General features: G+C 68.6%; 12 protein-coding genes. 5 read left to right on the top strand and 7 right to left on the bottom strand.

Going from position 1 to position 11,460, the window contains the following annotated elements; translation table 11 throughout:
- Positions 1-190 precede the first annotated feature (190 nt).
- A complete protein-coding gene (locus NA4_RS35115; protein WP_067479868.1) occupies positions 191-1,054 on the top strand; it encodes an alpha/beta fold hydrolase in 864 nt (287 codons plus the stop codon).
- A gap of 7 nt (positions 1,055-1,061) precedes the next feature.
- On the opposite strand, the gene NA4_RS35110 is transcribed toward NA4_RS35115, so the two are convergent.
- The 3 genes from NA4_RS35110 to rpmB form a co-directional block, all read right to left on the bottom strand.
- Complete coding sequence (locus NA4_RS35110) at positions 1,062-1,850, bottom strand: enoyl-CoA hydratase/isomerase family protein (protein WP_067479866.1); 789 nt, start codon at positions 1,848-1,850, stop codon at positions 1,062-1,064.
- A gap of 25 nt (positions 1,851-1,875) precedes the next feature.
- Positions 1,876-2,427, bottom strand: coding sequence for a GNAT family N-acetyltransferase (locus NA4_RS35105; RefSeq protein ID WP_084497736.1), 552 nt, complete (start codon positions 2,425-2,427; stop codon positions 1,876-1,878).
- 102 nt (positions 2,428-2,529) lie between these two features.
- On the bottom strand, positions 2,530-2,721 hold the full coding sequence (rpmB, locus tag NA4_RS35100) for a 50S ribosomal protein L28 (RefSeq protein WP_011210730.1): 192 nt from the start codon (positions 2,719-2,721) through the stop codon (positions 2,530-2,532).
- Positions 2,722-3,027: 306 nt separating this feature from the next.
- On the opposite strand from rpmB, the gene NA4_RS39765 reads away from it, so the two are divergent.
- Both NA4_RS39765 and recG read left to right on the top strand, forming a co-directional pair.
- The gene (locus NA4_RS39765; protein WP_245671733.1) at positions 3,028-4,911 is read left to right on the top strand and encodes a DAK2 domain-containing protein; all 1,884 of its coding nucleotides are present in this window, start codon (positions 3,028-3,030) and stop codon (positions 4,909-4,911) included.
- A gap of 4 nt (positions 4,912-4,915) precedes the next feature.
- On the top strand, positions 4,916-7,195 hold the full coding sequence (recG, locus tag NA4_RS35090) for an ATP-dependent DNA helicase RecG (RefSeq protein ID WP_067479864.1): 2,280 nt from the start codon (positions 4,916-4,918) through the stop codon (positions 7,193-7,195).
- Between the two features lie 390 nt (positions 7,196-7,585).
- On the opposite strand, the gene NA4_RS35085 is transcribed toward recG, so the two are convergent.
- Positions 7,586-8,743 (bottom strand): helix-turn-helix domain-containing protein, encoded by a 1,158-nt coding sequence (locus tag NA4_RS35085; protein WP_067479862.1) that lies wholly within the window; start codon positions 8,741-8,743, stop codon positions 7,586-7,588.
- A gap of 210 nt (positions 8,744-8,953) precedes the next feature.
- Between NA4_RS35085 and NA4_RS35080 the strand changes: the two genes are divergently transcribed.
- Together NA4_RS35080 and NA4_RS41030 are read left to right on the top strand one after the other, a co-directional pair.
- Complete coding sequence (locus tag NA4_RS35080; RefSeq protein ID WP_067479860.1) at positions 8,954-9,268, top strand: hypothetical protein; 315 nt, start codon at positions 8,954-8,956, stop codon at positions 9,266-9,268.
- Between the two features lie 490 nt (positions 9,269-9,758).
- Positions 9,759-9,929: a hypothetical protein gene (locus NA4_RS41030; RefSeq protein ID WP_157129498.1), complete on the top strand. Its 171-nt coding sequence runs from the start codon at positions 9,759-9,761 to the stop codon at positions 9,927-9,929.
- A 203-nt stretch (positions 9,930-10,132) separates the two neighbouring features.
- Here NA4_RS41030 and NA4_RS35070 read toward each other — a convergent pair whose 3' ends face one another.
- From NA4_RS35070 to NA4_RS35065, 3 genes are read right to left on the bottom strand one after another with little or no spacing between them, the layout of a single operon-like run.
- Positions 10,133-10,720, bottom strand: a complete 588-nt coding sequence (locus NA4_RS35070) for an MFS transporter (RefSeq protein ID WP_067479856.1) — start codon at positions 10,718-10,720, stop codon at positions 10,133-10,135.
- Positions 10,717-10,887 carry a hypothetical protein gene (locus NA4_RS41025; RefSeq protein ID WP_157129497.1) on the bottom strand — a complete coding sequence of 57 codons (171 nt, stop codon included), beginning with the start codon at positions 10,885-10,887 and terminating at the stop codon, positions 10,717-10,719. The genes NA4_RS35070 and NA4_RS41025 overlap by 4 nt, the downstream gene beginning before the upstream one ends.
- Positions 10,884-11,192: a hypothetical protein gene (locus NA4_RS35065; RefSeq protein WP_067479854.1), complete on the bottom strand. Its 309-nt coding sequence runs from the start codon at positions 11,190-11,192 to the stop codon at positions 10,884-10,886. The genes NA4_RS41025 and NA4_RS35065 overlap by 4 nt, the downstream gene beginning before the upstream one ends.
- Between the last annotated feature and the right edge of the window lie 268 nt (positions 11,193-11,460).

The following is an 11,460-nucleotide window of genomic DNA, read 5'->3' as shown; positions in this document are numbered from 1 at the left end:
GCTCGAGCCCGCCGCGGAGACCACCACGGCTCCGGTCGCCGAGGAGTACACCTCCAGCGGCTCCTCGACCATCTCCTCGTCGGTGCACGCCAAGATCGCATGCCTGTTCTTCGCAGGCAACCTCGCCTGCTGAGCGACTGATTCGCCCGGATCGCCCCGGCGAAGGCCGGGTTGTGCGATCCTACAGATCGTGAGTAATGCGAACGATCTTCTCGAACCGTCTCGGCTGCGGCTGCGCGGTTCGGGCGGAATCGAGCTGGCCGCCGATCAGTTCGGCCCGGTCGACGGCCCGCTCGTCGTCTTCCTGCACGGTGGCGGGCAGAACCGTCACTCGTGGAAGCAGACCGGCGCGCGGCTGGGCGCGTCGGGGATGCGGGTGGTCACCCTGGACGCGCGCGGCCACGGCGACAGCCAGTGGGCGCCGGACCGCGACTACCGGCGCTACACCATGGTCCAGGACTTGCTGCATGTGCTGGACCAACTCGGCGGCCCCGCGGTGGTGGTGGGTGCCAGCATGGGCGGCATCACCGGGCTGCTCGCCACTGCGGAGCCCGGTGGGGAGGCGATCAGCGCGCTGGTGCTGGTCGACATCGTGACCAGGCCGGAGCCGGAGGGTGTCGCCCGAGTGATCGACTTCATGGGCAAGCATCGAGACGGCTTCGACAGCATCGAGCAGGCGGCCGACGCGGTCGCCGCGTACCTGCCGCACCGCCCGCGGCCGAAGAGCACTGATGGCCTGCTGCGCAGCCTGCGCGAACGCGACGGCCGCTGGTACTGGCATTGGGACCCGGACATGCTCGACCGCAGGCCCGAGGACCCGTCGGCGATGATCGAGCGGATGGAGGACGCGGCACGCGTCCTCGGCATTCCGGTGCTGCTGGTGCGCGGTATGCGTTCGGACGTGGTGAGCCCCGAGGGAGCCGAGGCGTTCCAGCGACTGGTGCCGCACGCCCAGCTCGTGGAGATCGGCGGCGCCGCGCATACTGCCGCCGGTGACGACAACGACTCGTTCACCGATGCGGTGGCGAAATTCGTGCTCTCGGCCGGGAAATGACGCGGCCTCAGGCGAGCCCGGTGTAGTCGGGCTCGCGCTTCGCGACGAACGCGTCGACGCCCTCGCGACCGGCGGGCGAGTTCGCCGCCGCGGCGATACCCTCCCGTTCGCGATCGAGCTGATCGCTCAGTGTCGCCGAATCCGATTCCCGCAGGAGCGTCTTGATGCTCGCGTGGGTGGAACGCGGTCCGTTGGCGAGGGTCCGCGCGAGGCGCTGTGCCTCGTCGGCGATTGCCGCATCGGGGACCAGCCTGCTCAAAATGCCCAGTCGCACCGCCTCGTCGGCGTCCAGCACAGCGTCGGTGAGCAGGATTTCCCGGGCACGTCCCGCGCCGACCACGCGAGGCAGCGTCCAGGACATGCCGCCGTCTGGACTCAGTCCGATGCCGGGATAGGCCGGGCGCAGCTTGGTGCCCGGACCGCCCAGCGCGATGTCGGCCAGGCAGACCAGGCTCATTCCCGCGCCCGCTGCCCAGCCCTGCACCGCGGCCACCACCGGGATGGGCGTCGCGTCCAGTGCGCGGACGAATTCGTGCAGGTCGGTGGCGAGACCGTGGATGTGCGCTGAGCGGTCCGCCGCCGCGGCGAAGCCGCGCACGTTGCCGCCCGCGCAGAAGTTCGCGCCGGTGCCGCGCAGCAGCACCGCGCCCACCTCGGCCCCGAGCGAGCCCAGTGCGGCGGTGCCCGCGGTGACGCCAGCGAAGTCCATCGACGTGCCGTTCGCCGCGGTGGCGATGGTGATCTGGAGAACGCCGTCGACGGTCGCTATGTAATCGGCTTGCTCGGTGGAGGTCATGGTCTGCACCTTAACGAAGGCGGGGCTACGCCTGGCGGGTGCCGCCCTTGGCTTCGGTAGGTGCGGATTCACCACTTGTCATCGGCGTGCGTCGCACCATGCGCACCTCGATCGCGGACGTGAACGCTTCGACCTTGCGGGTGCCGTCGAGTACGAACCCGTGCCTGCGGTAGAAGGCCTGCGCGCGGGGGTTCTGCTCGAAGACCCACAGTGAGCACGCCGCCGCGGGATCGAGTGCGGCGCGGATCAGGTCGTCGGCTACGCCGCTGCCGTGCCAGGGCGTGCGGACATAGAGGGCGTGCAACTCCAGCGGAGCCACAGCGTGCGCGTCGCGCGACGGGCCCGCGCTGGCGAATCCGATCACCGCGTCGTCGACGATCGCGACATACGTGCGGCCGGGATGCCGCACGCGGTCGCGCTCCCACTGCGCGGCCCGGCGGTCGACGTCGAACGCGTCGAGCACATGCGCGGGTACCAGGTCGCGATAGGCCTCGCGCCAGCAGGCTATGTGGCATTCGGCGAGGCTGTGGGTGTGCGCGGCGGCCAGCGGAAAGATCCGCCACGGATGCGCGGTCATACCGACCACGCTCGCCGAACCGCCGCAGTCATGACGACGCCCCGGACCACCCGAGACGGGTGCCGGGGCGTGCCGGTGGTGCTGGTCGGCCGGAGGCCGGTATCAGCCGCGGACGACCTTGCCCGCCTTGAGGCAGGAGGTGCACACGTTCATGCGGCGGGTGTTGCCCGGCGCGACCTGTGCGCGAACGGTCTGGATGTTCGGGTTCCAGCGACGGTTGGTGCGCCGGTGCGAGTGCGAGACCGACTTCCCGAAGCCGGGGCCCTTGGCGCAGACGTCGCAGACGGCAGCCATAGTCGCGAACTCCTTCATGTCATGTGGGGACCGCCGCCTTCGCGATGCGGCGTTGTCCCGGTGCAATGTCGAGTGTGCCCTGTCGGCGGAAGCCGACCAGCGCAGACCGGTGACGGCCGCGCAAGGCAACCCTGCAAGGGTAGCTGTGCGGGCACCGATCCACCAAACCGGTCCGAAGGACGCGTGCCGGAACGGGTGCTGGGCACACCCCGATTGTAGTGGGGCGGTGTTGCCGGGCCACTGTCGGCACCGCCCGCTAACCTGGCGGTCGGTGGTGGTGCGCAGGTGGCGGAAGGGAGAGGCGACGTGCCCGGAGCGCGGGATGTGCTGGACGGCACGGCATTGCTGTGCTGGGGCCGCACCTGCCTCACCGGCCTGGAACTGCGGCGCGAGGAGATCAACGCGCTCAATGTCTTTCCGGTCCCGGACGCCGACACCGGAACCAACCTGCTGGCCACCATGCGCGCCGCGGTCCAGGCAGCGCAACTGTCCGTGGCGAACAGCGACGATGGCGCGGCCCATACCGTCGCGGCCGCGATGGCGCACGGTGCGACGGTCGGCGCGCGCGGCAATTCCGGAATCATCCTGTCCCAGGTGCTGCGCGGCGTCGCCGAGGCGGTGCGCGGCGGCCCACTGACGGCGGACCGCCTGCGCGACGCGCTCGCCAGGGCCGCTGAGCTGGTACGCGAGGCGCTCAGCGTGCCCATCGAGGGAACCATCCTCACCGTCCTGGACTGCGCGGCCGCGGCCGCGGCCACCTGCCCGGATCAGACGCTGGGCGACGTCGCGCTGGCGGCGGCCGATGGCGCCGCCAAGGCGCTCGGCGACACACCGTTCCAGCTCGGTGTGCTGCGCGCGGCCGGTGTCGTCGACGCGGGCGCCCGAGGGCTGGTCGTGCTGCTGGACAGTCTGGTCTCGGTGACCCGCGGCGAGGCGCCCACGCGGCCGGACTATCCGCGCGCCCCTGCGGCCGCGATGCGATCCGCTCCCGTCGACGCCGAGCCGCGTTACGAGGTGATGTACCTGCTGGCCGACGCCGACGAGGCGAAAGTGGCGGCGCTGCGGGCCCGCCTCGCCGAGCTCGGCGACTCGGTCGTGGTCGTGGGTGACGGCGACCGGTCCTGGTCGGCCCATGTGCACTGTGCCGACGCCGGCGCGGCGGTGGAGGCGGGGATCGCGGCGGGCACGCTCAGCCGGATCCGCATCGAGAATGTCGCGTTCGGGTCGCACCACGACCAGTTGGAGGGGTACGGCGATACCGTCGTACCGGAGACCCACCGCCGTGGAGGGGGCACGGGAACCGGCAGCGTCACGGGTGTTGTCGAGTCCTATGCAGGCGAAGGCAGCGGCCATGGGTCGGCCGCGCGGGTGGCACCATCAGGCGGCGCAGCCGTGGGATCTGCCGCTGGTTCGGCCCAGGTGGCAAGCCTGGGTTCGGCCCAAGTGACAAGCTCGAGTTCGGCCCAGGCGGCAAGCTTGGGTTCGGCCCAGGTGGCGGACGCACTCAGCACCGCGGGGATACTGCGGACTCCCGCCGACCGCGGAATTCTGGCCGTGGTCGCTGGGGACGGCGCCGCGAACCTGTTCGAGGACGCGGGCGCGGTGGTGCTGGCGGCCGACCCGGCGGTCACCGCGGCGACGCTGCTGGCCGCGATCCGGCGGATGCCCCACCGCGAGGTGCTGGTGCTGCCCAACGGCGCGCTGCCCGCGCACGAGCTGGTCGCCGTCGGCGTCGCGGCCCGTGACGCGCATCGTGACGTGCTGCTGCTGCCCAGCGCGTCCATGGTGCAGGGCCTCGCCGCGCTGGCCGTGCACGACCGCGGACGGATCGCCGTCGACGACGCCTTCGCCATGTCCGAGGCCGCCGCCACCACGCGGTGGGGATCGCTGCGCGCCGCCGCCGAGCGCGCGCTCACCCTGGTCGGCACCTGTGAATCGGGGGATGGACTCGGCCTGGCCGGCCACGAGGTCGTCGTGATCGACCACGACGTGCGCGCCGCCGGGCGGACGCTGCTCGACCGGCTGCTCGCCTTCGGCGGCGAGCTGGTCACCCTGCTGATGGGCGCGGAGGCGCCCGGCGAGCTCGGCGCCGAACTCGCCGCGCATATCGCACAGGGCTTCCCCGGTGTCGAGGTGATCGTGTATTCCGGTGGGCAGCATGGCGATTTGGTGCAGATCGGAGTGGAGTAAGGGCATGGCGACACTGAGCGATCGGCTCGACCACATCCTGGGCGCGAAGGCGGCCGCGTCACTGGCGGACGCGTTCGACATGCAGACCGTCGAGGACCTGTTGCGGCACTATCCACTTCGGTACGCGACCCAGGGCCAGCCGCTCACGGAGGAGGCCCCCGAAGACGGTACGCACATCACCGTCATCGGGCGGATCACCAAGGCCGAGCTGCGGCCGATGCGCAACCGCCGCGGTTCGCTGCTGAAGGTGGTGCTCGACACCGGCTCCGGCCGCGGCGTCGACGTCACCTTCTTCCACGGCGACAAGGTGAAATACGTTGTGCGCGAGGGCCTGCGGGCGATGATGTCGGGCACGGTGAACTACTGGCGTCCCGGTCAGTGGAACCTCAGCCACCCCGGCTACCTGATCCTGCCGGAGGCCGACGGCGACGACTCGGTCGGCACGATGACCAAAGTGCGCGGCGGAGGTGACCTACGCGGCCTCGCGCAGAGCGCGAGAGGCGCAGGGGGAGTGGACACCTCGTTCATGGAGCGGGAATTCATCCCGGTCTACCCGGCGACCGCGAAGGTGCAGAGCTGGGACGTGCTCGCGTGCATACGCCAAGTGCTCGACCAGCTGGACCCCATGAAGGACCCGCTACCGGACGAAATGCGCGCCGAACGCGCTCTGCTGAACCTGTCCGACGCGCTACGCCTGATCCATCTGCCCGACCGCAAGTCCGACATCGACCGCGCCAAGGACCGACTGCGTTTCGACGAAGCGCTGGCTTTGCAACTAGTGCTGGCCGAGCGGCGGCACGAGGTGTCCGGCCGTCGCGCACGGGCCTGCCCGCCCCGTCCCGACGGCATCGCCGCGGCCTTCGACCGTCAACTGCCGTTCGAGCTCACCGCGGGGCAGCGGCAGGTGGTCGGCGAGATCTCCGCCGATCTGTCCCGGGAGCAGCCGATGCACCGGCTGCTGCAGGGCGAGGTCGGTTCCGGCAAGACGATCGTCGCCTTGCACGCCATGCTGCAAGTGGTCGACGCCGGTCTCCAGTGCGCGCTGCTCGCGCCGACAGAAGTGCTTGCCGCGCAACACTATCGGTCGTTACGCGGCATGCTCGGCGAGCTGGGCGCCGCGGGTGAGCTCGGCTCGGCCGAGCAGGCGACCCGCATAGTGCTGGTGACCGGGTCGATGTCGGCCTCGGCGAAGAAGGCCGCGCTGCTCGAGGCGGTGACCGGCGAGGCGGGCATTGTGATCGGCACGCACGCGCTGATCCAGGACAACGTCGAGTTCTTCGATCTCGGCATGGTGGTGGTCGACGAGCAGCATCGCTTCGGCGTCGAGCAGCGCGACGCCTTGCGCGCCAAGGCGAAAGCGGGTGCGAGCCCGCATCTGCTGGTGATGACCGCGACGCCGATCCCACGCACCATCGCGATGACCACCCTCGGCGATCTGGAGACCTCCACGCTCACCGAATTGCCGAAAGGCCGCTCGCCGATCGCCTCCAAGGTGGTCCCGCGCAGGCAGCATCCGAACTGGGTCGACCGCGCCTGGGAGCGCATCGTCGAGGAGGTCACCGCCGGACGCCAGGCCTACGTGGTGTGCTCGCGCATCGGCGACGACGAGGAAGGGACGGGCAAATCCCGCAACGGGCGCTCGAAGTCCGGCGACGGCGAGAAGGAAGGCCCGACCACGCAAGCGGTGCTGGAGGTCTTCGAGACGCTGCGCGGCGGACCGCTGTCGGGCGTTCGCGTCGGCTTGCTGCACGGCAGGCTGCCCGCCGACGAAAAAGACCAGGTCATGCGGGCATTCAACGACGGATCGGTGGACGTGCTGGTGTGCACCACGGTGGTCGAGGTCGGTGTCGACGTGCCGAACGCGACGGTGATGGTCATCGTCGACGCCGACCGCTTCGGCGTCAGCCAGCTGCACCAGCTGCGCGGCCGGATCGGACGCGGCACACATCCGGGTCTCTGCCTGCTCATCACCGACGCCGCCCCGGGCGGCTCGGCGATGGCGCGGCTGGACGCCGTGGCCGCCACCACCGACGGCTTCGAACTCGCGGTGCTCGACCTGCGCACCCGCCGCGAGGGCGACGTGCTCGGCGCCGCCCAGTCCGGCACGGCCCGCTCCCTGCGCCTGCTGTCGCTACTGGACGACCTCGAGGTCATCACCGCCGCCCAGGAATTCGCCCGTTCCGTCGTCGCCTCCGATCCGGGTCTGAAGCAGCATCCCGGTTTGGCGAGCATGATGCACGCCGCTGTCGACTCCGAACGCCTGGAGTATCTGGCCAAATCGTGACGAGGCGTCTCGAGACTGGTGTCGCACGGTTGCCTCGGTCGGCTCTATCGTGAGAAGCATGCTCGATGATGTGGATATCGATTGGACAGCGAGCAGTCGACTCACATCGTTCGATGACGTGTGTGCACTGCGCCGTGGCTGTGCTACCGAACGCTACTGGGGCACAACGCTTTTACTTGAGCCTCGGGTGGCGGTTCGGCCTGAAACCTTTGCCGCCAACCTCGCCAATCGAATTCCTCGAGATTTATTCGGTCACACTGTCCAATTTATAGTCGGCCAGAAGGCAATCCAGTTCCTTCTCCCCGCGCGCGTTGACGCTCCGCGGCACCGATTGCAGCGATCACGCCGAGGACGCCGTAGACGACTCAGGGTCGAGAATTCATTCTCAGGTCAGAGCGTGACGCCGATCCATGAAGCGAACCCGGCCAAGCTGTCGGTGCGTCGGCGTTCGGCAGCTGCAATCCCATACAGCGTTTCGCGCACCGAGGGGTGCAAGCGGGTCTGCTGCGGCGCGGTTGCCCGAGCTTTGTTGAGCGCCGCAAGCGCCCGCTCCGGCTTGCCGGACATGAGCCACGCGCGCGCGTTGTCATGCCAGTGATGAGCAACCCGCGTCGGCGGCGCATCGGTCGGATAGGTGAGCATCGAACCCTCGACAGCGGACTTGTTCGGGTCCCCTGCCTCCAGTTCGATTGCATGAGCATGGATTTCGACGTTCAACGGTCCGAACGCGGTCATGTACAGATCTGTCTCGCCGGTCTGATCGGCAATCTCTCTGGCGGCATCGACATGCGCAGCAGCATTGCGATAGTTGAGTTTTCGCGCCTCATTGATCGCGCCAGCAAGGTGCGAGTATCCAGCGAGCACCATGCCGGAGGGGGACGAGTCGGCGGCTCCGATGGCCGAGTCGATGAGCTGCCCGGCAACCTCGGATTCGCCGTAGTGGGTGAGCACGCGGGCGCGTGCCAGCACCGAGAACGCACCGTAATGGGGATCATCAGCGAGGGGCGCGTACATGTCTGCGAGATCCAGCGCGGGAAGAGCCAGCATCATGTGCCCAGTGCGCCGCGCCGACCATTCCGCCAAGACATACGCCGAGGTCAACAGGGTGTATGCGTATGCCTGCGTTTCACCGGATGTTTCGCGGATCGCACCGTGTATTCGGCGGATCAACGCGGGCAGTGCCTCGATGGTTTGGCGGGTGCGGTCGCTGCGGTAGAGCTGCTGCGCCGCCTCCAGGTCGGCGGTCAGTGCCTCGATGGGCCCCGGTTCGGTGGCGCGGGCGTGACGCCCCTCGGTGAGCAGCACCGACAGTTCGTTGATCGCATCCGACATCGGCTTGCCGTCGTCAAAGGGCGCGCCGGTCAACTGTTCAGGTGTGATCCGGAGCGCCTTGGCGACGGCGGAGATGAACCCGGGGCTCGCCACTTCCCGCCCTTGTTCAACCGCTTTCACCATCGAGAGCGAGTAGCTGGCACGTAGAGCCAGCTGACGTTGCCCAAGACCGGCAATCTTGCGCTCTGCTGCTATCCGCTGGCCTACGTGTCCCATGAAGGCCAGCGTAGATCGATCGGCACTGTCCCTCTACTGGCCTTTCCGTTGTCCCCCAGCGGCGAACCTTGGTGACAGCACCCACCCGGCGGGCGCGCCTCGCGGCCCTCTCGGCCCGGACGCACGGCCAGCGGTGAGCCGCTGGCGGTGATACCCACCCCGCCGGGTGGTGTGCCACCAGCAGACAGGGAACACGACAGGGGTGAAGTGATGGCGTTCAACTGGTGGAGGGAAGCCGAGCCGGACGAGACATCGCCGCAGGCGATCATCGACCGCGTACAGGCCGAGTGGCGAGCTGAGCGCCAGCGCATCCAGTCCAAGGACGCCCAACCCGCCGATACCGGGCTATGGCCGCGAGGTTGGCCGCATGAGGGACCCGACCATTCACTCAGCGTGTCCGAAGCGCACGCCACCATGCAGCGCCATCGTGGATGCCGCGAGCAGGACTGCCCGCGTAAAGCAGCGGCCCGTAACACGTTGATCGCCGCAGGGCGCATGAAGCCGGACACCTCACGGGAGTACTGAGCGGCACCGAACCGCTCGGGGGAAAGAGAAGGAAACACTATGTGGTACACCATGTCTCGGCTCGGAGCCGCTCTTGCCGCCATTATCGCTGCCTTGCTGGCTGGTACCGGTCCGGTCGGCGCGATCCCGACATCCGTTCGAGCGCCAGCATGTGACCTACGCATCGTCTACGACAAACCGACCGTCCTTGCTCCGCTGGTTATCGCCGATGCTGCCGCGGTCTGCGATCACGCACCTGATCGTCACACCGTGGAATTCAGTCTCGACTACTACAACAGCGGGACATGGGTCCGCCAAGCGTTGATCTACGAATCAGCGGTCCCGGCGCGCGGCCGACGCGTCGATTATCACGTCAGCGCGGAGTGCCGTGTCGGTGATTGGCGCGCTGTCGCCCGCGCTACTGGTTCGATGCAGGGTCGCCCGTTCGATGCCAGGTTCATCAGCCAGACGCGTAGCATTTCGCGCACCGAATGTCCGGGAGGATGAACGCATGGGAGTTCTACACCGCAGTTACGGAGAGGTGGCCGAGCCAGCACCGCTCTGGCGGCGTCTGCGTACCGGGCTCGGTCTGTACCGGCATCTGATCTGGATGCGGATACGCGGGCCACGCCACAGCGGTCCGGCGTCGCCCCGGCCGCCCGAATGGCCCGGCGACATGTGACCGACAGCAATGCCAGCGGTTCCAGTTTCTCGAAAATGAGGGGCCGGGGCCGCTTGGTTGCTGGCGACTGCGGTCAGTCCGCGGCTCCGTTGAACTCCGAGTAGTACGAAGTGTGTGTCGTTCTCGTACCGGTGCGGCCGCGGTGTGGTGGACGGCATCGGCAGGTGGCCTGGAGCCCTTCGATTCCCGGCCACCTGCCGACTTCAGACCGTCGCGGGTTGTGTGGCCGACGCCGTGGCGTCGGCGTCCCCGCGTGCGTTGACGGTCCACAACCCGAGGATCGCGGCGACCACGCCGATGACTCCGCCGACGAACAGTGCCCGCCCGAATCCGGCATTCATTGCATCGATCGGCGCGTGACCCGCCGCGAGCTGCGCATTGGTGTGCGAGGTCGCGACGGCGGTGAGTACCGCGAGGCCCAGTGCTCCGCCCAGTTGCTGCCCGGTATTGAGCAACGCGGCGGCCAAACCCGCTTGTTCGGGCGGCACACCCGCGTTCGCCGCGGTGGTGTTCGCGACGAAGACGCCACCGGCGCCCAGCGACATCACCAACATTCCCGGCAGCAGATCGGTGAGATAGGACCCGTCGGTCGACATGCGCGACAGCAGCAGAACACCCAGCCCGCACAGCAGCGACCCGAGCACGGTGAAGACCCGGGTTCCGGTCTTGGCGAAGAACTTCGTCGCCAGACCCGCGGCCACGTGGATCGCGATGATTCCGCGAGCCTGTCGCATGTCGATGCCCGGCACCGCAGCGTCCTCGCAGCCCTCGCCGACGAGCCGCTTCCTCATCCGCACACCACCGATCCGTGGCCCAGTGCGGCGAGGAACTGCACACAACCGTGCGCGGCGTGGTAGGTGAGCGCGAACCGGGCGTGCTCGACGCTCTCGATCACCTGGTCGGCGCAGGGTTGTGCGCGCCAGCGGTCGAGGACGTCGGCACGAGCCACGGCGTTCACCGGAGATCCTTCGCAGGCTTGACCATTCCAGCTTCGGCGAGCACCCGAAACGCAGCGGCCTTGGCGTCGCATGCCGTGGCGTCGCAGTCGATGAGCCGCTGCATGATCCGCTGCGCCTGCGCAACCGTGTAGGGACCGGTAGGCGCGTGGTGGCAGTGGTCTAGGCGTTCCACGGTTTCGTCGGCCGGGACCGCGCCGTGCGGACCTGCCGGGTGGTCGATCACGTAGGGCAGAACTACGAAGATCAACCAAAACATCACGGAAACCGCTGCGAGAACGACCAGGATGGTGAGTTCTGCGGACATCTGGTGTAACCCCCTGTGCGCGTTTGCGTTCTACTGGTTGGGGCACCCGGCGCCGGGGCTCTCGCCATCGATATGCGGCTAGGTGCTCCCGATGGACTGGCATCGCGCGGCGCCGGGTGCCTGCTCTCCCAGGACACTCCATGCCGAGTGCGCACCGGAAGATGTGCGAGGTGGGCGGGTGTGTGCACAGGGGGTGTGCAGGACAGCGGCTCTATGGCGTGTGAGTTGTGTGCCGTGTCACACTCCGGAAATGGGAAGGCAGCCTAAG

Origin of the sequence: Nocardia amamiensis NBRC 102102, from assembly GCF_001612745.1 — a bacterium.
Lineage (GTDB): Bacteria > Actinomycetota > Actinomycetes > Mycobacteriales > Mycobacteriaceae > Nocardia > Nocardia amamiensis.
Note: the sequence above shows the minus strand (reverse complement) of the source record. Positions and strands in the feature narration are given on the sequence as shown.